The organism is Pseudohalioglobus lutimaris, from assembly GCF_002866825.1.
Lineage (GTDB): Bacteria > Pseudomonadota > Gammaproteobacteria > Pseudomonadales > Halieaceae > Halioglobus > Halioglobus lutimaris.
In genome coordinates, this window is the sequence record NZ_PKUS01000029.1 from 42,843 (window position 1) to 63,266 (window position 20,424).

Sequence of the window (20,424 nt, forward strand, 5' to 3'; positions counted from 1 at the left end):
TTGCGACCGGTGCGGTAACGGGTTGGTGTTTGCGTTAGCCCTTACTGGAATAACGCGCTGATAGATTCCTCGTTGGCTACCCTGCGCATGGACTCTGCCAGCAGGTCAGCGGTAGTGAGTTGGCGAATCTTTGGAATTGCTCTCGCCTCATCACTCAGGGGAATCGTATCGGTGACTACCAGCTGGTCGAGCTGGGAGTTCCGAATATTGTCTAATGCCTTGCCCGACAGCACCGCGTGGGTGCAGTAGGCATATACGGCTACAGCGCCTCGCTCCTTGAGCGCGTTCGCTGCCTGGCACAAAGTCCCAGCGGTATCGACCATGTCATCAACCAGGATGCAGCTGCGTCCCTCCACGTCGCCGATCAGGTTCATCACCTGGGCTTCATTGGCCTTGGGGCGACGTTTGTCGATGATTGCCAGGTCGGCCTCATTGAGCTGTTTGGCGATGGCCCTGGCCCGCACCACACCGCCGATATCCGGCGATACTACGATGACGTTGTCGTAATTCTGGGCGACGATATCGTCATTCAATATCGGAGAGCCGTAAACGTTGTCCACCGGGCAGGAGAAAAAGCCCTGTATCTGCTCCGCGTGCAGATCCATGGTCAGCACCCGGTCCACGCCGACCGCGTCCATCATGTCCGCAACCACTTTGGCGGTGATCGGTACACGCGCTGAACGTACACGCCGGTCCTGACGCGCATAGCCGAAGTAGGGTACAACCGCGGTAATTCGGTGAGCCGATGCACGACGCAGCGCGTCGATCATCACCAGCAATTCCATCAGGTTGTCGTTGGTCGGCGCACAGGTAGACTGAACAACAAACACGTCCTTGCCGCGCACGTTTTCATTTAACTCTACCGCGACTTCGCCATCGCTGAATTTACCCACGTCAGCCTTGCCGAGGGACATATACAGGCGGCTGGCGACTTTATGGGCGAGTTCCGGATTGGCGTTACCGGAGAAAACCATCATCTTCGAGGACACTGCGACCTGCCTTGACATTGCCTGGTTGAGTTTGCTTTGTTGCATCAAACACGAAAAGTGCTATACGCCGTAAAGCGTATAGCACTCTGTGTATGGCTGGGGTGGCAGGATTCGAACCTGCGAATGCCGGGATCAAAACCCGGTGCCTTGCCACTTGGCGACACCCCATTCATTCTCTTGCTCTGGCCAGCGCAGCAAGCACTGGTGACTCGTTTATGCCTCGCGCTACAAACCCGGTTAAAGGGTGCGGAATCTCGCTCAGAGCTATCCGGGCTGCCTGTTCGTCCGCAAAGCTGCAAAATACGCAGGCGCCTGTGCCGGTCAATCTTGCATTCCCGAATTTGTCCAGACAATTCAAAGCGTTATTAACCTCGGGGTGGAGGCGTCTAACCAGAGTCTGGAAGTCGTTGCGGGAGTGGCCCTCGAAAAAGGCGGCTATTTTGATGGGAGAGGTGTCCCGTGTCAATTGCTGGTGTGAAAATATTTCCGCTGTACCGACATGGCAATCCGGCGTAACCACCAGGTACCAGCTTTCTGGTATCACCACCGGGGTAAGTACTTCGCCGGTGCCCTCGGCCCAGGCGCTTTGCCCGCCCACGAAAACGGGGACATCAGCCCCCAGTTGGGCGCCAATCTCCTGCAATTGCATGCTGGACAGTCCCAGTTGCCAGAGCTGGTTGAGGGCGAGCAGTGTAGTAGCTGCATTTGAACTGCCTCCGCCCAGGCCTCCCCCTGCCGGGATGCGTTTTTGTACCCGGATGTCGACGCCGTGCTTTTCCTGGTTGCGCGGTAACGCTCGAGCGGCGCGAGTAATCAGGTTTTCTTCGACGGGTATCCCCATGGTGTCGCCGCTCAACGTGATCTCGCCGCCGTTATTGGGCGTGAACCGCATGCTATCTCCCCAGTCCAGCAGTTGGAAAAGGGTCTGCAGTTCATGGTAGCCGTCTGCGCGTCTGCCGGTTATGTGCAGGAAAAGGTTGAGTTTGGCGGGAGAGAGCAGCGAGAGGGCAGGGGTCATGGCGCGGAAAAGCCCCCCCAGTGGCGCAGAATTATGCGAGCGCTGACTTCATCACGGTAAAGTCGCAGACTTGTGGGCAGTGTAAAGCGCTCGAACTGAGCGAAGTCCCGGTACTCGACTGTCCAGCCCTGCTGGCTTATTTCACTGGGCAGACTGCCCTCGGCATCAAGGGTAATGGAGTCCACTGGTAACTGCGGCGCGGGCATCCCCTTCAGCCAGTAGTGCAGGGCTGAGACAGGTAAATGCCAAACAGCGTTTTCCGCCAGTGCCGGGTCATCCAGGGCCCAGCGGCTGTAATCGTCCCCCTGGCGTATTTCCAAGAGCTTGCCGTCACTGTCCACAGTGGTTGCGCTAAAGCCCATGGGTCCGGACAAGCGTATGTGGGTAGATGTGTCTCGCTGCTGCCACAGTAATGAACCTGATTCTGCCTGCCCGGCATTGCGTAACGCGATCTTGCCGTTTGCGGTCCAGTGGCGCATCTGCTCCAGCTGGGCGCGGTGCTGGTCCCAGTTCTGGCTGCCTGGTGCAGAATGTTGCAGGCCCGCACACCCCGCCAGTAAAAGCAGGCCGCACCATGTCAGGCACGTTAGCAGAGGCCTCATTCGGCGCTGTCAGGAGCCGGTTGAGGGGGCAGTGTTGCCAGGTCGGTGACGCCCAGGCGTTGCAGCGTGGCGCGCAGGATTTTGTGGTCGGGCGCTTTGAGCAGTGCTCCCTGCCAGACCCGGCGGGCCTCATCCGTGCGTCCCATGGCCCAGAGCACCTCCCCCAGATGGGCCGCCACCTCCGGATCGGGGAAGGCCAGATAAGCCTGATTGAGGTATTTCAGTGAATCTTCCAGTTTGCCCTGCCGATAGAGGATCCAGCCCATGCTGTCGAGTATCGCCGGTTCGTCGGGCTCCAATGCCAATGCGCGGTTGATCAGGTCATAGGCTTCATCAAGCCTGCCGGTCTGGTCCGCTAGCGTATAGCCCAGGGCGTTGAGGGCGGTCGCGTTGTTGGGGTCGCGGGCGAGAATCGCACGCAGGTCGGCTTCCATCATGGCCAGGTCGTCCTGCTGCTGGCCGAGCATGGAGCGCGCATACCGCAGAGAGGCCGAGTCCGGGTAGGCGTCTATTCCGGCGTTGAGCACTGCCAGGGAAGCGTCCAGGGCTCCGGCATTGCTGAGTATATCCGCTTCTATACCGAACAATTGCTCACGCCTTGCGGGCACACTATGGCGCTGTTTGACGAACCAGGCATGGCTGGCATCAAATTTCCCGCCACCAACAAGAATGCGGCCGATACGCTGGTTCGCGCCCAGGTACTGACGGCCGTCCCCGATCTGCATGTAGTGCGTCAGCGCTTCAGAGGGCTCGTCGCGGTCCTCGGCGATGCGGCCAAGATAGTAATTAGCCTGGTCCTGGCGTTTACCCGTGGCCAATACCTGCTGCAGGTAGGCCCTGGCAACCAGGTCATCACCGGTTTCCCGGTTGATTAGAGCGAGGGACAGCAGTAATTCAGCATCATCGGGTGACTGCGCTGAAAGGACCTCGAACTGTTCTCGCGCCGCGTTCATGTCGGTCGTGGTCAGCAGTCGAGCGTATTCGAGGCGTAGACGGCTGTCTTCGGGGTTGCGCGCCAGCGATTGTTCAATATGTTTGAAGGGCTTTGCCGCTTCAGTCTGGAGCAACAGCCGCGCTTCCAGAAGGAGCGCCTGGTGTTGGTCGGGTTCGATCAGAAACAACGCATCCAGCCTTGCCAGCGCCGCATCGAACTGTTCGTACTCCGTGTTAATCAGGGCGAGTGTCAATAACAGCGCGGGGTCCTCGGGAAGCTCCTCGGCAAGCTCATTCAGGCCTGCTACCAGCTCAGCCTGTTCTGCCGGGGATAACCCTCCGAAACCTTGCAACAACAAGGGATAGTTGGCTTGTTTACCGCTGCGGGAAACAAATGCGAGGTGGGGGAGCGCCTCCACAGCCTGGCCGTTTCGTGCCATCAATGTCCCGGCAGTGTTGTTGGCCTCGAGATCGTCCGGGTCTTCCTGCAGCCAGAGCTGGACCGCCTCCAGCGCACTGGCGTTGTCGTTAACGAACTGTGCGAGGTGTGTGGTGTGCCTGGATACGCCCGCATCCTGCAGAACCCGGCTCTGCTCCATATAAGTCTGCAGCGCGGTCTGGTAGTCCTGCCGACGCAGTGCGAATTCGGCCAGCAACAGGGGATAGACGCTGCTCTCGGGGAAAGCGCGCTCCGCTATGGCATTGTCCTCTGCAGCCGCTGCTACCGTCGTCGGTGTTATAGCGGGCCCGCTGGCCGGTTGCGTGGCGCTGCAGGCGGCGATCAGTGTGCAACTCAGGACGGTGATGAACAGACGGGACATTCGGGCTACAGCAGTTGTTCTGGGTTCTGGACGTCACATGATGACACAACCGGGCGTTGAAACCCAATCACTGTGAGCCGTCCGTCAGCGGGCTATTTGCGCGCTAACTTGTTAATATCCCTGCTGGTTTTGGGAGGATATGCTAAAGTTCGCGCGTTGAACCGGATTGCTGCATTCCCCGTCACCCGGCATTGCCAAGCAGGAGCTCGCCAGTACACCATGAATCTTATCGCCCTGGGCATAAACCACAATTCCGCCGCTGTTGAGGTGCGTGAACGGGTAGCGTTCGCGCCTGAGCAGGTGAGTGAAGCCATGGCGGATTGCTGCAGCGCAGCCGGGCTGGACGAAGTGGTGATTCTGTCTACCTGCAATCGCACCGAGATTTACGCGATAGCGCCGGCACGCAGCGTGCTTGCGGACAAAGCGTTACAGCTGATTGACTGGATGGCCAATTATCACCATCTGCCAGCCGAGGAGCTGCGCAAGGCGGCCTACCACTTCGAAGCGGACAAGGCACTGAGTCACCTCGCCCAGGTTGCCGCCGGCCTCGACTCCATGGTGCTGGGAGAGCCGCAGATCTTTGGTCAGCTTAAATCTGCCTTTGCCGTTGCTGCGGAGTCTGGCACCGTCGGCGGTGAGCTGAACCGAATGTTCCAGCGGGTGTTCGCGATTGCCAAGCGGGTGCGCACCGATACGGCGATAGGCGAGAACCCGGTATCAGTAGCTTACGCGGCTGTGGATCTGGCCGGTCATATTTTCTCCGATCTGAGCGAATGTAACGCGTTGCTGGTGGGTGCAGGTGAAACTATCGAGCTGGTTACCCGCCACCTGATTGATGCCGGCGTGCGCAATATCGTTATTGCCAACCGTACCCTGGGTCGTGCCCGTGAACTGGGCCAGAAGTTCGGTGCCGAGGCAGTTTTGTTGGCGGAGATCCCCGAGCAGTTGCCGGCCGCTGATATCGTGATCACGTCCACGGGCAGCCAACTGCCTATTCTCGGCAAAGGCGCGGTAGAGCAGGCGATCAAGGTGCGTAAGCATCGGCCTGTACTGATGGTGGATATCGCGGTGCCCAGGGATATCGAGCCACAGGTAGGGGATTTACGCGATGTGTACCTCTACAGTGTCGACGACTTGCGTGAAATCGTTGACCAGAACCTGCGCAGTCGGCAGAACGAAGCGCGTAAAGCAGACGTCATTATCGCTGAAGGTGTTGCCGCCTGTGTCCATGAAGTCAGGCAGATGGGCGCCGTGGACGCAGTTAAGGACTACCGGCGCATGGCTGAACAGTTACGTGAGGCAGAGCTGAAGAAGGCGCTGCGCAGCATCAACCGTGGCGATGACCCGGCGCGTGTGCTGACCCAGTTCTCCCGCGGGCTCACCAATAAACTGATTCATGCGCCGACTGCTGGGCTCAAGCAAGTCAGTGCCGAGGGCCGCGATAGCGAGCTGCAAGGCGCAAGGCGGCTGCTCGGTATCGCTGCCCCTACCCCTGAAGCGGAGTCAGTACGCGGCCGTGTAGATAAACCTGAAAACGCCGACGGCATTGAGTTGTCGGCGAATGATACTGACCACTCGAGACACACCTTGCAATGAAACCCTCTCTCCTGACCAAGCTGGAAACGCTCACTGACCGGCACGAAGAGGTATCGGCGCTGTTGGGCGACAGCGACACGATTTCCAACCAGGACAAGTTTCGCGATCTTTCCCGGGAGTACTCGGAGCTGGAGTCAGTGGTCAAGTGCTACGCAGATTACAGCCAGGTAAAAAGTGATATTGCAGAGGCCCGGGCAATGCTGGATGACCCGGACGAAGACCTGCGCGAGATGGCGCAGGAAGAGATCGACTCCGCTTCCGGTCGCCTGGTGGAGCTGGAAAAAGAACTGCAGACGCTGTTGCTACCCCGCGACCCCAATGACTCGCACAACGTATTCCTTGAGATTCGTGCGGGCACTGGCGGTGACGAGGCGGCGATTTTCTCTGGTGATCTGTTCCGCATGTATTCGCGCTATGCGGAGAACCGCGGTTGGAAGGTTGAAGTGTTGTCTGAGCGTCCCGGGGAGCACGGCGGATACAAAGAGATTATCACCCGCGTGGAAGGCCGTGATGTCTACGCATTTCTGAAGTTCGAGTCCGGTGCGCATCGGGTTCAGCGCGTGCCGGAAACTGAATCCCAGGGGCGAATCCACACCTCGGCGTGCACTGTGGCGATCATGCCTGAGGCAGAAGCGGTGGACGAGATCGAAATCAACAAGGCAGATCTGCGTGTAGATACCTATCGTGCTTCTGGTGCCGGCGGCCAGCACGTCAACAAAACTGACTCCGCGGTGCGCCTGACTCACCTGCCCACGGGTATTGTGGTTGAGTGCCAGGACGAGCGCTCCCAGCACAAGAATCGCGCTCGCGCCATGTCACTGCTGCAGGCAAAGTTGTTGACCAGTGCGCAGGATAAGGTCGCAGAGGAGCAGGCTGAGCAGCGTCGTAACCTGGTTGGTACAGGTGACCGTTCTGACCGCATTCGCACTTATAACTTCCCTCAGGGTCGCATGACTGACCACCGCATCAACCTGACCTTGTACAAGCTGGCGGAAGTAATGGAAGGAGATCTGGACGCAGTCATCGGTCCTCTGCGCCAGGAGTACCAGGCGGACTTGCTGGCAGCCCTGGGCGACGGTTGATGGAAACTGTGCAGGCACTCCTGCGCAGCGCCAGGCACCTTCCCGGCGACAGTCCCCTGCGTGATGCTGAGATTCTGCTGGGACACTGCCTGGGCAAGTCACGCACCTGGCTATACACCTGGCCTGATAACGAGATCAGCGAAGCCTGCGCCGAGCAGTTTCGCAGCCTGGTGCAGCGCCGCGCCCAGGGCGAACCGGTGGCTTACCTGACCGGTTACCGGGAGTTCTGGTCCCTGGAGCTGGCGGTGGCCCCGAGCACCCTTATACCCCGTCCCGAAACCGAAACCCTGGTGGAGTGGTCGCTGGATCTGGCGTTGTCCGATCGAGCCGATGTGCTCGACCTGGGCACAGGCACCGGTGCCATAGCCCTGGCCCTTGCCAGTGAACGTCCCACCTGGGGTGTCACCGGTGTGGATCGCAGCGAAGCGGCAGTGGCATTGGCGGTTGAAAACATGCAGCGGTGTAAGCTCGGTAACGTCAGCATGGTTCTGTCAGACTGGTTTGCAGCCCTGGCAGGGCAGCGCTTCGATTTGCTGGTGAGCAATCCTCCCTATATTGATGCAGGTGATGAGCACCTGACGCAGGGAGACCTGCGCTTCGAACCGAAAACGGCGCTGGTGGCTGGCGAATGCGGCCTGGCGGACATCGCCCATATTGTTGCCGAAGCGCCTCGTTACCTGCACCCCGGTGGTTGGTTGCTACTTGAACACGGCTACGCACAAGGAGCACAGGTGCGTGCTTTACTGCAGCAGCGCGGCTACGCAGGCGTAACCACGCGACGGGACCTCGCCGGGCAGGAACGGGTGAGCGGAGGGTGCTGGCTTGCTGAGTGACGATCAACTACTGCGCTACAACCGACAGATCCTGATGCAGGATTTCGATATTGCCGGGCAGGAGCGATTGCAGGCGGCATGCGTGCTGATAGTGGGGCTTGGAGGTCTGGGTTGTCCCGCGGCACTCTACCTCGCCGCGGCGGGTGTGGGACAGCTTGTCCTTGCCGACGGCGACGCCGTCGAGCTGAGTAATTTGCAACGCCAGATCGCGCACGGAGATGGGGATATTGGTTGTAACAAGGCTGCATCAGTGGCGCAGAGTATCGCTGGCCTCAACCCCGAAGTGAAGTTGGAGGTCCAGCCTCATTATCTGGATGCAGAGCAGATGGCAACGCTTTGCTCCAGGGTCGACCTGGTGGTGGACGCATCTGACAATTACCCTACCCGGTTCGATCTGAATCGGGCCTGTATTGCGGCGGGGATTCCCCTGGTGTCTGCTGCGGCGGTGCGCGGAGAGGGGCAATTGGCGGTGTTCGACCCTAACCGGGGCGGCCCCTGCTACCGCTGCCTTTATCCCTCAGAGGGCAGCGCGACGGCGCTGAGCTGCAGCGAAAGTGGCGTGCTTGCACCGGTGGTGGGTGTGCTCGGTGCCTTGCAGGCAATGGAGGCCATAAAGCTGCTCAGTGGATATGGCGAGGCGCTGCGCTCGGCGTTGCTGGTGATGGACCTTGCCACCCAGCAAACACAACGGCTCACTCTTGCCCCGCGTCCCGACTGCCCGGACTGCGGTCACCTCTGAGCCTGGCCGCCGGATGGGCGGTGGGCGTTGCCGACATGAACGTCCGTTTATTCCTGTTACCTCCATCACCGGCACTCACGCAGTATTAGGCAGAACCCGGTAGCGGTTTGCGCAGTGTGTGTACGAGGCGCCAGGTGATGAGCACAGTGGAAAGGCAGATGCCGGCGATGAGTGCCTGCCATATTCCCCTAGTGCCGTCTGCCGGAGTTGTGGCCAGTTCCATACCCAGCCACCAGGACAGGGGCAGGGCAAAAAGCCAATAACTCAGGCACATGACCACAAACGGGTAGCGAGTGTCCTTGAATGCGCGCAGGCAGTAGGATGCCGCTACCTGTACTGAGTCGATAACCACGAACAGGGCAACCAGCTGTATCAGTCGCATAGCGATCAGGTGAATCTCCGCATCCGTAGTGTAAGCAGCGATCAATAGCTGCGGAATAGTCAGCAGTAGCAAGGTGGAGGCCAGTCCCACCATTACCGTGGCGGTCATTCCCGTTCTGACTGAAATCTGAACCTGCTGGTGATTGTTACTGCCTATCGCATGACCCACCCGCGTTGCCATGGCGGCCCCCACGCTGATCAGCGGCATATAGAGAACGTCCCAGACATTGTAGGCGATCTGGTGCGCTGCCATGGCGCTATTGCCAAGCGTGGCAATCATCAGGCTGATGACCGAGAACACGCCGATCTCCAAAAAGAACGTGAGGCCAATAGGTAAGCCCAGGCGCAAGATTTCCTTGATCACCCCGGGGTCCGGCGCCACGAGTCGCAGGGGGGGCAGGTATTTGCGCAGCTCGCGGGTTGCAAAAATGTAGCCACCTATCAGTAGCGGGCTCAGCCACATGGAGATAGAAGTGGCCCAGCCGCAGCCGGTAGCGCCCATTTCAGGAAAACCCCACTTACCGTAGATCAGCGCATAGTTGAGGGGAATATTGGCGAGGAAGCCTATGACGCTGGCCACGGCGAAGGGGCGCATAATTCCCAGCCCCTGGGTGTGGCAGCGCAGTGCCTGAAACAAGGCGGTAGCCGGTAGACCCCAGGCCACCGCCTGCAGGTAACCAAGACTCTTGTCCAGTGTTGCAGCATCCAACTGCAGTAGGGCCAGCAGGGGGCCTGCGTAGTAGCACAGCGGGCCGATACTGCCGCCCAGCAGCAGCGCCAGCCAGAGTGCCTGGGGCAGGATGTCGCGAATCTTCTGTAGTTTCCCGGCCCCGAAGTCCTGGGCGACAATTACTGAGACTGCGAGCATGATGCCCAGGGTGAGCAGGAACAGCGGTAGCCAGATGTTGTAACCGATGGCGATCGCGGCAAGGTCGGCAGAACTGTAGCGGCCTGCCATAATGGTATCAACGACACCGGTGCCCATCTGCGCAAGTTGGGCGATGACCATGGGCCAGGCGATGGCGAACAGGGCGCGGGCCTCACCACGATAGGGGTTCGATACCTGCATTAACGATAGCCGCGGCGACGAGGGTGTAAATAGCGCCGCGGCTGAAACCTTTTGCGCAGTTGTGCTGTCACAGAGAAAACAATCCTTAAGGGAAACCAGCATGAACGTGATTGCCGGATGGTATTACAGCATACATAGCGCGATCTTTCCGCGACTACAGCACCTGGACGGGCTCGCGCCCCTGGCATTGCGGCTTTATCTGGTTCCCGTGTTCTGGATGGCAGGCACGCAGAAAATTGCCAACATAGAGAGCACTGCTGAGTGGTTCGCCAATCCCGATTGGGGACTGGGTTTACCTGCCCCCGAGTTGTTGGCTTACCTGGCGGCCTACACCGAGGCAATCGGCGCTCTTTTACTGCTGTTGGGTCTGGCAACGCGGTGGATTTCGATTCCCCTGATAGTCACCATGCTGGTGGCGATCTTTGCAGTGCACTGGGATAACGGCTGGGCCGCCATCGCCGACTCTGGTTCCCAGGAAGTGGCCGTTCGCCTGGGAGCAGCCAAGGACATTCTCCGAGAACACGGCAATTACAGCTGGCTGACTGAGAAGGGTGCCTTTGTCGTTCTCAATAACGGTATCGAGTTTGGCGTGACCTACCTGATTATGCTCGTCTCCCTGCTGTTCGCCGGTGGAGGCCGTTACGTCAGCGTGGATTACTATTTGTCGCGTCTGTTTCCCGATTGCCGTTGACCTGTAAAAATTTCAACGTCACGCCCCCGAAAATGCTAGACTGGCGCGCGTTTTTTGAACAGTTACAGGAAGCATTGAGTTGATTAAAAGTCTAGTAGGGCGCTTGTCCGGCCAAAAAAAGCCGGCACGTGAGGCGGCCCCGTCGCCCTCTGCGCAGCCCAAGCCTGCGCGGAATGAGCCCTCGCCAAAAGCCACCTCTGAAAAGGGTCATACAACCGAAAGCCGGCAGTCGCAGGGCAAAAGCGGCAAGAAGCGCCGCCAGCGCAAGCCCAGGGCGGCGCAGCAGGACTGGAGCCTGGACCAGTTTCCGGTAGACCCCAAGGAGGGCGAGACGCGCTTCCATGACCTGGGTATGCGGGACGAAATCATGCATGGGATTGCGGACCTGGGGTTTCATTATTGCTCGCCCATACAGGCGCAGGTACTGCCCCATACGCTGCAGGGCCATGACGCCATCGGCAAGGCCCAAACGGGTACCGGCAAGACGGCCGCATTCCTGATCACCATTTTCAACGACCTGCTGGTTAACCCGGTAGAGGGCGAACGCTTTATTGGCGAGCCCAGAGCGCTGGTCATTGCGCCCACCCGCGAGTTGGTGATGCAGATTGCCGCAGACGCGGAGGATCTCGGTAAGTATACGGGCCTGAATACGGTCACCCTGATCGGCGGCATGGATTACCAGAAGCAGCTCAACCGACTACAGCGCGAGGTCGTCGACCTGGTGGTCGCAACCCCGGGCCGCCTACTGGACTTTATGGGTCGCCGTGACCTGTTCCTGGATCATGTGGAAGTACTGGTCCTGGACGAGGCTGACCGCATGTTGGATATGGGCTTCATTCCCCAGGTAAAGCGCATTGTGCGCGCGACTGCCAGAAAAGAGCATCGCCAGACGCTGCTGTTTTCCGCCACATTTACCCAGGACATCATCAATCTGTCCCAACAGTGGACCTTCGAGCCGGTGACGGTTGAAATCGAGCCGGACAGTGTCGCTACAGATACGGTAGACCAGAAAATTTACCTGGTCAGTTCGGAGCAGCGCTACCGCATACTTAATAATCTGATTCGCAGCGAGGGCTGCAGCAGTCTGATTGTTTTCGCCAATCGACGTGACCAGGTTCGTCGCCTGCACGAGCGTCTGCGGAAATCAGGGGTAAAGTGCGGCGTTCTCTCCGGGGAGATCCCCCAGGCCAAGCGCACACGAACGCTGGAGCAGTTCAAGAGCGGGGAGATCAAGGTGTTGGTCGCAACCGATGTGGCCGGCCGCGGGATACACGTGGATGGCATCAGTCATGTGGTCAATTACAACCTTCCTGAAGACCCGGAAGATTACGTACACCGCATTGGTCGTACCGGGCGCGCAGGTGCCACGGGCACATCCATCAGCTTCGCTAGTGAGGATGACGCCTTCCTGCTGCCAGACCTGGAAGCGCTGCTGGGCACTCCACTGGAATGTACGCATCCGCCAGAGGAACTGCTGGTCTGAACACAGCACCGCCCTGTGTCATGCAGGGCTGGTGTCTATGCATCAAGCTCCTTTGACCAGAGCAGTGTGGCACCTACCACCGCTGCCGGTACCACGAAGAAATTCACCAGCGGTATCCCGGTGCACAAGGCCACAGCGCCGCCAAAACCCATACTCGACAGGCGCCGGCTGCGCACGGCTTCCTTTACGTCGGCAAAACTCAGCTGGTGGTTATCCATAGGGTAGTCTACGAACTGTATCGACATCATCCAGGCACCGAGCAGAAACCAGAGCACGGGCGCCACGGTATTCAATACCGGTATGAACGTCACCAGAAGTACAAAAGCTGCCATTGGCAGGTAGTAGAGTAACTTGGCGATTTCCCTGAATATGCCCCGTGGCACCATCATCAAGGCGGTGCCCAGGCCCTCCATGGCGGGAACCTCCTTGCCCGTTACCAGTTCCTCGGCTTTTTCGGCCAACAGCCCGTTGAAGGGAGATGCGATAATCAATGCCATCGCCGTGAACAGGTAGCCGGTCATCAGGCTCAGGGTGAGGCCTATCAACGGCCACAGTATCCATTGAACGAAACCCAGCCAATCCGGGATGGAGCCCAGCCAGCGGTCCATCAGGTCGGTGAGGTAGCTCAGCCCAAGCCAGATGAGTGACCCAAAGATCAGGATGTTTACCATCAGTGGAATGACCACGAACAGGCGTAATGACGGGTGAGTGAGCAGTTTTGCGCCGTCCACAAGGTAGCCTATGCCGCCTACTACATTACCTTTCAACGCTTCGTCTCCTCTCCAGTTGCACAATTCCTGCACAGGCAGCGCACACCGCGCTCGCTATTCGGCAGCGCTTCCAGTACCGATGCCGGTATGGGTACGTTCGTGCACCAGCAGGTTTCTCCCGCTTGGCCCGCCGCGATGGCGCAGGCATTGTCCCCGGCGCACAGGGGGCACTTGTCGGCTGCTTTGCTGTCCATAATCTGGTGTCTGCTGTGCTGTCCTGAGCGCTATAATAGCCCACTGCAGAGGGAGTGTAAGTATGAGTGACGACGAAGAGAGCCTGTTCGTCGATGAAATGTCGGATGTGGTTCCTCTCAAGCGGGAGGAGCGGGTACGGGTCAGCTCCACGCAGCTGGCGCGTGATTCTTCGCTGGCAGTTCGTCGCAAGGCGGCGGTGGTCGATAGTAGGCACGACGGCAATGTGCTCACCGAGGAAGGCCTGGCCATCAAGCCGTTGGACTCCTGGTACGTCCTGGATTTCAAGCGCCCCGGCGTGCAGAACGGGGTTTTTCGTAAACTCAAGCAAGGTCGCTACGAAGCTGAGGCGCGTATTGACCTGCACCGGATGACAGCAAAAATCGCCCGCCGGGAACTCTATGATTTTATTCAGGAGTGCGTGCGCCTTGGTATTCGCAGCGCCATGGTGATCCACGGTAAGGGCGAGAGCAAGGCTGAGCGGGATCGCTCCTCAATCCTGAAGGGCTGCACTGATCACTGGTTGCGAGAACTGCATATGGTGCAGGCTTTTCACAGCGCGCAACCGCGTCACGGGGGTACCGGTGCTGTCTATGTCCTGCTGCGTAAAAGTGAGGAGAAAAAGCGGGAGAACAGAGAGGTGTTCATGAAAGGGCGTGTGCCCTACGAGCCAAATGGCAGCTAGCCCGCCCTTGGGCGCCCTGTTATTGAATGCCTTACCTGGTGCCCGCGCGATTGCTAGGCCTTGAGCGTCTTTTTAGGGTGCTTGCGGTCGGGGTAACATGTCCTGCAGATCTCACACACGCGACCATCGCAACCGCGCGCGCTGCAAAACTCGCGGCCATAGAAAATGATTTGCAGGTGAAGTTGATTCCAGGATGACTCGGGAAAGAGCCGCTTCAGGTCGCGTTCAGTCTGCACCACGCTTTTGCCCGAGGTGAGTCCCCAGCGCTGCGCCAGCCGGTGGATATGTGTGTCTACCGGGAAGGCTGGTACGCCGAAGGCCTGCGACATCACCACGCTGGCGGTTTTGTGACCTACGCCAGGCAATGTCTCCAGCGCCTCCATGTCCCTGGGGACCTCGCCTTCATAGCTTTCGACCAGCATCTCGCTCAGCCGTCTGATTGCTTTGGCCTTCTGCGGTGAAAGGCCGCAGGGGCGAATAATAGCCTGTATGGTGTGTACTTCCTGACCTGCCATGTCGTGGGGATTATCGGCGAGTGAGAATAATGCCGGCGTCACCTGGTTGACGCGCTCATCGGTGCACTGTGCACTGAGCAAAACCGCGACTAAAAGCGTATAAGGATCGCTGTGATCCAAAGGCACAGGGGGATCCGGATACAGTTGCTGCAACCGCTGGAGGATGTACTGCACGCGTTCAGCTTTCAGCACTTTCGGTTCCTAGAGTTTGCCTAGGCGGTGCACGATACGCTGTGCCGCTTCCACGCATTGAGATAGTTCGGCGACCAGTGCCATGCGCACGCGGTTTGCACCGGGGTTGACGCCGGCGGACTCGCGGGCGAGGTAGCTGCCCGGTAGTACCGTAATATGTTCGCCAGCGTAGAGTTCGCGAGCGAAGTCAGTTTCCGGGATCGGGGTTTTCGGCCACAAGTAGAAACTGGCGTCGGGCATTGCCACATCAAGATGACCCTCGAGAACCGCCAGGACAGCCTTGAACTTTTCCCGGTAGCGCTGCCGGTTTTCTACTACGTGGGTGTTGTCGTTCCAGGCAGCGATACTGGCCAGCTGGTGGTGCGGTGGCATGGCGCAACCATGGTACGTGCGATAGAGCAGGAATTTGGTGAGTATATCCGCGTCGCCGGCAACAAAACCAGAGCGCAGCCCAGGCAGGTTTGAGCGCTTGGACAGTGAGTGAAAAACGACGCAGTTTCGGAAGTCGTGATGGCCCATTGCGGCACAGGCTTGCAGTAGCCCGGGGGGCGGCGCGTCTTCGTTAAAGAATATCTCGGAGTAGCATTCGTCTGCGGCGATGATGAAATTGTGTTCTATCGCCAGCCTGATCAGCTGCTGCATCTGGTCTATCGGCATCACGGCCCCGGTAGGGTTGCCGGGACTGCACAGGTAAACCAGTTGGCAGCGTTGCCACTCGTCTTCGGCGATGCTGTCGAAATCCGGCAAAAAGCCGGTCTCTGCGGTGCAGTTGATAAAGCAAGGTTGTGCTCCGGCGAGCAGGGTTGCGCCTTCATAGATCTGGTAGAACGGGTTGGGGCAGAGTACCCGGGCATCCGGCCCCGGTGTCACAACTGCCTGGGCGAAGGCGAACAGGGCTTCTCGCGTGCCGGTGACCGGAAATATCTGCTTGTTTGCGTCAACTCCCTGCAGCTGAAAACGCGCTGTCAACCAAGAGGCCATTGCACTGCGAAGCTCAGGTAGGCCCTGGGTTAGCGGGTAGCTCGAGAGTTTGTCGAGGTTGTTTGCCAGGGTCTCCAGAACAAAGCCGGGCGCAGGGTGTTTCGGTTCCCCAATGGACAGCGCAATGGCCGACATGTTCTCCGCGGGCGACAGGTCGGCGAACAGCTGGCGCAGTTTTTCAAAGGGGTACGGCTGAAGCTTTTGCAGATCCGGATTCATATATTTTTGCTGTCAGGCAACCGCCTGTTCATCCAGCTCTTCACGAACTGCGCGTTGTATTGCCTCGCACATCGCCGGGTCTGTTATGGGCTGTTGCTTATGGTCGGTGATGAAGAATACGTCTTCTACCCGCTCGCCCAGCGTCTGGATCTTGGCGGCCTGCAGTTCGATGCCGAAGTCTACAAATATGCGGCTTATCCGCGCGAGCAGACCGGGGCGATCAGGGGTTGACACTTCCAGCACGGAATAGTTTTTGATCTCGTCCACGCTCATCTTGGTTTCAGTGGGTACCGAGAAAGATTTCTTGGCCCGCGGCGTTCTCCGCTGTACGTCATCCTTTGCCTCGGAATAATCACCCAGTGTTTCAGTCAGGTGCTCACGTATGTGATTCAGGCGTGCGCTGTCTTCGGCAATAGAGCTGCCATCTGCACTGAGGACGAAGAACGTATCCAGCGTCATGCCGTCGTTGGCATTATAGATGCGCGCATCATGAACTGAGAGGTCTAGCTGTTCCAGCTGAGCACAGATTCTGGGGAAGAGCTGGGGAGTGGAGCGAGCATGAATAAAGATCTGGGTGGTATTGGCAACGCTGGAGTCCAGGGTTGAGCGCAGCACAACCAATGGCTTGCTCTTGTCGTGGTGGCCGGCAATCGCCTCCGTGTGCCAGGCGATATCCTCGGACTTTTCACGCAGAAAGTAGTCTTCGCCGCGCTCTTTCCACAGCTCTTGCAGTTCTTCAACGGTAAAGCCACGGTATTCGAGCGAATCGATGGCCGCATCCCGCGTTTCGTCCACCCAGACCTGCTTGTCTATCGGATTCTCCAGGCCTCGTCGCAGTGCACGCTTGGTCTCGGTGTAGAGCTGGCGCAACAGGCTGCCACGCCAGGCGTTCCACAGCGTGGGATTGGTGCCGTTGATGTCAGCAACCGTGAGAGCAAAGAGGTAGTCCAGTCGGTTCTCATCCCCCACGTGTTGGGCGAACTGCAGAATGACGTCAGGGTCTGAGATGTCCCGCCGCTGGGACACGGCGGACATTGTCAGGTGACTTTCAACCAGCCATGTCACCAGGTTGGTATCGCGCTTTGACAGTCCGTGGTCCTCACAGAACGCTCGCGCATCCACAGCGCCAAGCTCAGAGTGATCGCCTCCGCGCCCTTTGCCGATATCGTGGAACAGTCCAGAAAGGTAGAGCAGCTCTATTTTTGGGAGCCTGCAAGCGACCCGGCTGGTGACTGGAAAACGCTCGGCGAACTCAGGAATCTGGAAACGGCGCATGTTCTCAATCACTTCCAGCGTGTGTGCATCCACGGTGTAAGCGTGAAACATGTCGTGCTGCATCTGCCCGATGATACGACCAAATGCGGGTATATACCGGCCCAGCACGCCGTAGCGCAGCATACGCTTTAGCTGGCGGGTGAGCTTGTATGGCGAGCGTAACAATTCGATAAACATGCGCTTGTTGATATCGCTGGCGCGAAAATTGTCGTCTATCAGGTGCAGGCTGTTGCGCAGCAGGCGGATGGTGGGAGCGGCGATGCCGTTAATGGCGTCATTGCGCGCGCTCAGCAGGAACACCTCCAAAATGGCGGAGGGATCAACCTTGAATACGTTGTCGTTGCGGGCCTCGATGTAGCCGTTGCGCATTTGGAAGCGGCCGTTGAGTTCCTGCACGTCGTGAGCACCCGCCGCGGTGAGAAAGGCCTGGTCAAAATTCTGTATGAGCACTTCGTTGAGCATACTTAATGCCTGTGCCCAGCGATAGTAGACCTGCATGAAGTTCTCAACAGCGAGCTTGTCTCCGTCTTCCAGCCCCCATATGCCAGCCAGCTCTCGCTGGTGATCAAAGAGCAGCCGATCCTCTTCGCGCCCGGTAACCATGTGCAGTGCATACCGTACTTTCCACATGAACTCACGACCGTCTTTCAGGACTTTCATTTCCTCAGCATTGAGGAATGCTTCAGTGGTCAGTCGATCAAGGGACTCGACCCCGAAGTGACGTTCTGCGATCCAGCTGATAGTTTGCAGGTCGCGCAAACCTCCGGGTGAGCTCTTTACGTTGGGTTCCAGGTTGTATTCGGTGTCCGCAAATTTGGTGTGCCGGGCACGTTGTTCATCAAGCTTGGCGCGGAAGAACTCGGCGCTGGACCACATCTGCGTGGGTCCGGTGAGCTGGCGAACCTCCTGCATCAGCGACTCGGGACCACGCAACACCCTTGCTTCCATTAGATTGGTCAGTATGGTGATGTCGTCGCGGCCCGCGTCTACGCATTCCTGCACCGTGCGTACGCTGTGGCCGATATCCAGTCCGATGTCCCACAGTCGGGTGAGAAAGCCTTCTATCTGTCCTGAGCCGGGGTCATAGTCTGCTCCCAGCAACAGCAAAATATCAATGTCGGAGTGAGGATGGAGCTCGCCGCGCCCGTAACCCCCTACTGCAACCAGTGCCAGGTCTGTGGAATCCCACCCGTGATTGTCCCAGAGTGCACCCAGCATCTGGTCCATGAAAACGGCCCGCTGGCGAATGAGCAGACCCGCATCGGCACCTGCACGGAATTGACGGTGCAGGAACTCGGTACACTGGCTGATGGCGTCCTTACAGGCCACCAGGGGTTGTCCCTCATCCAGCCCCCGAGCAAAGGCCTTCGGATCAAACGCTTCCCGGGGCAGGCTGGGCAATGGGGTGACCGCGACAATCATCAGCGTTTTTCAGTTGAACGACGGGTGAAGACTTCACAGCCGTCAGCGGTAACGCCCAGCGTGTGTTCCCATTGGGCGGAAAGTCGGCCGTCACGCGTGGTGACAGTCCAACCGTCTTTCTGGTTGAGCCGGGTCTGGCGTTTGCCGGCGTTGATCATGGGCTCAATGGTGAAGGTCATGCCTTCTTCCAGAACCAGTCCTGTGCCTTTTTTGCCGTAGTGCAGTACCTGAGGGTCTTCATGGAAGACCTTGCCGATGCCGTGGCCACAGTATTCACGGACGACAGAGTAGTAATTCTTTTCTGCGTGCTGCTGAATGACGGCGCCTATGTCGCCCAGTGTGGCCCCCGGGCGGACGATGTCCAGTGCCAGGTAAAGACACTCCTGCGTAACCTGGACCAGGCGCTGGGCATGGGGGGCAACGTTCCCAACTTGCACCATGATGCTGGTATCCCCGTGATAGCCATCGAGAATGACGGTGACATCAATATTGACGATATCGCCGTTCTTGAGTTTCTTGGTATCAGACGGAATGCCGTGGCATACCACCTCGTTTATCGAGGTGCAGATGGAGCGAGGGAAGCCGTGATAGTTGAGAGGCGCGGGAATGGCGTTCCTGCTCACTATGTAGTCGTGGCAGATTCGGTCCAGTTCGCCGGTAGTGATGCCCACCTCAACGTGGGGTTCGATCATTTCAAGTACCTCGGCAGCAAGGCTGCCTGCGGCGCGCATTTTTTCTATTTCGTCCGCTGTTTTAATCGTTACGCCCATGTTTAACTCATTGAAATAAATGAAAAATATTGCTTTAGCGGCAAATCCTCGGCCGCTGGAGGGGGCACATTCTACCCTATTCGTGGCGCCTGCGGGTAACACGCGAGCTTTCCGGGGGGATTTATCCCTTTAACAAAGGTTGGGCTTATGGTATAAAGCGCGCCTCATTTTCCGAGGGTGCTGTTCCCGCAAGGGCGCGCTTCTGGAACATGGGAATCAAACGACACACACATGTCGACACCTTTTCCAGGGTGCCCCCTGTCTCATGACAGAGGGTTTGGAACAGGGGATATGTGGACGACTAACCCAAAACAAGGTAACCAACTATGTCACAAGTGCAAGTAAGTATGCGTGACCTGCTCCAGGCAGGCGCCCACTTCGGACACCAGACCCGCTACTGGAATCCAAAAATGGACCAGTATATTTTCGGTGCCCGTAACAAGATTCATATCATCAATCTCGAGCACACTGTTCCGTCCTTCAATGAAGCACTGGATATGGTGCAGCGTCTGGCCTCCAACAAGAACAAGATTCTTTTTGTTGGTACCAAGCGCGCAGCGGGAAAGATCATCAAGGAGCAGGCCGAAAGAGCTGGCCAGCCCTATGTGAGCCACCGCTGGCTCGGTGGTATGCTCACCAACTACAAAACCATCCGTGCATCCATCAAGCGCCTGCGTGAGCTCGAAGCACAGCAAGCGGACGGTACGTTCGACCGCCTGACCAAGAAAGAAGCGCTGATGCGTTCTCGCGATATGGAGAAGCTGGAGCGTTCTATTGGTGGTATCAAGGAAATGGGCGGCCTGCCTGATGCCTTGTTCGTCGTGGACGTGGATCATGAGCGTATCGCCATTACTGAAGCCAATAAGCTGGGTATCCCCGTGATTGGCATCGTTGACACCAACAGTAACCCCGACGGCGTTGACTACGTCATTCCTGGCAATGACGACGCCATCCGGGCGGTGAAGTTGTACGTGACGGCTGTTGCCGACGCCTGCATCGCAGGTCGCGCTGAAAATGGTGAAGCGGTAGCCAGCAAGAAAGACGAGTTCGTTGAGGAAACTGGCGAGGCAACTACCGAAGCTGCTCCGGAAGCCGCCCCCGAAGCGCCTGCCCCCGCGGCTGCCGAGTAAGCACCTTTCCCCGGCACTGTAGAATTACGGTGCCGG

Annotated in this window: 19 protein-coding genes and 1 tRNA gene; 8 read left to right on the top strand and 12 right to left on the bottom strand. The window is 58.3% G+C overall.

Annotated elements, in window-relative coordinates; all coding sequences use genetic code 11:
• Positions 1–41: 41 nt before the first annotated feature.
• From C0039_RS16990 to C0039_RS17010, 5 genes are all read right to left on the bottom strand, one after another.
• A complete protein-coding gene (locus C0039_RS16990) occupies positions 42–974 on the bottom strand; it encodes a ribose-phosphate pyrophosphokinase (protein WP_076002074.1) in 933 nt (310 codons plus the stop codon).
• A gap of 108 nt (positions 975–1,082) precedes the next feature.
• Positions 1,083–1,157, bottom strand: a tRNA-Gln gene (locus C0039_RS16995).
• A gap of 1 nt (position 1,158) precedes the next feature.
• The gene (ispE, locus tag C0039_RS17000; protein ID WP_101518756.1) at positions 1,159–2,007 is read right to left on the bottom strand and encodes a 4-(cytidine 5'-diphospho)-2-C-methyl-D-erythritol kinase; all 849 of its coding nucleotides are present in this window, start codon (positions 2,005–2,007) and stop codon (positions 1,159–1,161) included.
• Positions 2,004–2,609: a lipoprotein insertase outer membrane protein LolB gene (lolB, locus tag C0039_RS17005; RefSeq protein ID WP_101518757.1), complete on the bottom strand. Its 606-nt coding sequence runs from the start codon at positions 2,607–2,609 to the stop codon at positions 2,004–2,006. Before lolB ends, ispE begins: the two co-directional genes overlap by 4 nt.
• The gene (locus C0039_RS17010) at positions 2,606–4,363 is read right to left on the bottom strand and encodes a tetratricopeptide repeat protein (RefSeq protein ID WP_101518758.1); all 1,758 of its coding nucleotides are present in this window, start codon (positions 4,361–4,363) and stop codon (positions 2,606–2,608) included. The genes lolB and C0039_RS17010 overlap by 4 nt, the downstream gene beginning before the upstream one ends.
• A gap of 219 nt (positions 4,364–4,582) precedes the next feature.
• Here C0039_RS17010 and hemA point away from each other — a divergent pair, with 219 nt between their 5' ends.
• The 4 genes from hemA to C0039_RS17030 are packed head-to-tail and all read left to right on the top strand — an operon-like array spanning position 4,583 to position 8,613.
• Positions 4,583–5,959 carry a glutamyl-tRNA reductase gene (hemA, locus tag C0039_RS17015; protein ID WP_101518759.1) on the top strand — a complete coding sequence of 459 codons (1,377 nt, stop codon included), beginning with the start codon at positions 4,583–4,585 and terminating at the stop codon, positions 5,957–5,959.
• The gene (gene prfA / locus C0039_RS17020) at positions 5,956–7,041 is read left to right on the top strand and encodes a peptide chain release factor 1 (RefSeq protein ID WP_075998709.1); all 1,086 of its coding nucleotides are present in this window, start codon (positions 5,956–5,958) and stop codon (positions 7,039–7,041) included. Before hemA ends, prfA begins: the two co-directional genes overlap by 4 nt.
• The gene (gene prmC / locus C0039_RS17025; protein WP_101518760.1) at positions 7,041–7,874 is read left to right on the top strand and encodes a peptide chain release factor N(5)-glutamine methyltransferase; all 834 of its coding nucleotides are present in this window, start codon (positions 7,041–7,043) and stop codon (positions 7,872–7,874) included. Before prfA ends, prmC begins: the two co-directional genes overlap by 1 nt.
• On the top strand, positions 7,864–8,613 hold the full coding sequence (locus C0039_RS17030; RefSeq protein ID WP_075998707.1) for a HesA/MoeB/ThiF family protein: 750 nt from the start codon (positions 7,864–7,866) through the stop codon (positions 8,611–8,613). The genes prmC and C0039_RS17030 overlap by 11 nt, the downstream gene beginning before the upstream one ends.
• Before the next feature lie 85 nt (positions 8,614–8,698).
• Here the strand turns inward: C0039_RS17030 and C0039_RS17035 are convergent, their stop codons facing one another.
• Positions 8,699–10,063, bottom strand: a complete 1,365-nt coding sequence (locus tag C0039_RS17035; RefSeq protein ID WP_075998706.1) for an MATE family efflux transporter — start codon at positions 10,061–10,063, stop codon at positions 8,699–8,701.
• A gap of 100 nt (positions 10,064–10,163) precedes the next feature.
• Between C0039_RS17035 and C0039_RS17040 the strand changes: the two genes are divergently transcribed.
• Both C0039_RS17040 and rhlB read left to right on the top strand, forming a co-directional pair.
• On the top strand, positions 10,164–10,754 hold the full coding sequence (locus tag C0039_RS17040) for an HvfX family Cu-binding RiPP maturation protein (protein WP_075998705.1): 591 nt from the start codon (positions 10,164–10,166) through the stop codon (positions 10,752–10,754).
• Positions 10,755–10,833: 79 nt separating this feature from the next.
• Positions 10,834–12,237, top strand: a complete 1,404-nt coding sequence (rhlB, locus tag C0039_RS17045) for an ATP-dependent RNA helicase RhlB (RefSeq protein ID WP_075998704.1) — start codon at positions 10,834–10,836, stop codon at positions 12,235–12,237.
• 35 nt (positions 12,238–12,272) lie between these two features.
• Here the strand turns inward: rhlB and cysZ are convergent, their stop codons facing one another.
• Both cysZ and C0039_RS17055 read right to left on the bottom strand, forming a co-directional pair.
• Positions 12,273–13,004 carry a sulfate transporter CysZ gene (cysZ, locus tag C0039_RS17050; RefSeq protein ID WP_075998703.1) on the bottom strand — a complete coding sequence of 244 codons (732 nt, stop codon included), beginning with the start codon at positions 13,002–13,004 and terminating at the stop codon, positions 12,273–12,275.
• Entirely contained in the window at positions 13,001–13,201 is a 201-nt protein-coding gene (locus tag C0039_RS17055; protein ID WP_075998702.1) for a cysteine-rich CWC family protein, read from the bottom strand. The genes cysZ and C0039_RS17055 overlap by 4 nt, the downstream gene beginning before the upstream one ends.
• A gap of 62 nt (positions 13,202–13,263) precedes the next feature.
• On the opposite strand from C0039_RS17055, the gene smrA reads away from it, so the two are divergent.
• A complete protein-coding gene (smrA, locus tag C0039_RS17060) occupies positions 13,264–13,884 on the top strand; it encodes a DNA endonuclease SmrA (protein WP_075998701.1) in 621 nt (206 codons plus the stop codon).
• A 53-nt stretch (positions 13,885–13,937) separates the two neighbouring features.
• On the opposite strand, the gene nth is transcribed toward smrA, so the two are convergent.
• Genes nth through map form a run of 4 tightly spaced genes read right to left on the bottom strand, consistent with a single transcriptional unit; the run spans position 13,938 to position 19,258 of the window.
• Positions 13,938–14,591: an endonuclease III gene (gene nth / locus C0039_RS17065; protein ID WP_101518761.1), complete on the bottom strand. Its 654-nt coding sequence runs from the start codon at positions 14,589–14,591 to the stop codon at positions 13,938–13,940.
• Between the two features lie 9 nt (positions 14,592–14,600).
• Positions 14,601–15,791, bottom strand: coding sequence for a succinyldiaminopimelate transaminase (gene dapC / locus C0039_RS17070; protein ID WP_101518762.1), 1,191 nt, complete (start codon positions 15,789–15,791; stop codon positions 14,601–14,603).
• 12 nt (positions 15,792–15,803) lie between these two features.
• Entirely contained in the window at positions 15,804–18,488 is a 2,685-nt protein-coding gene (glnD, locus tag C0039_RS17075; protein WP_101518763.1) for a [protein-PII] uridylyltransferase, read from the bottom strand.
• Positions 18,488–19,258, bottom strand: coding sequence for a type I methionyl aminopeptidase (gene map, locus C0039_RS17080; RefSeq protein WP_075998697.1), 771 nt, complete (start codon positions 19,256–19,258; stop codon positions 18,488–18,490). Before map ends, glnD begins: the two co-directional genes overlap by 1 nt.
• Before the next feature lie 326 nt (positions 19,259–19,584).
• Between map and rpsB the strand changes: the two genes are divergently transcribed.
• On the top strand, positions 19,585–20,388 hold the full coding sequence (gene rpsB / locus C0039_RS17085) for a 30S ribosomal protein S2 (RefSeq protein ID WP_165787172.1): 804 nt from the start codon (positions 19,585–19,587) through the stop codon (positions 20,386–20,388).
• Positions 20,389–20,424: the final 36 nt, after the last annotated feature.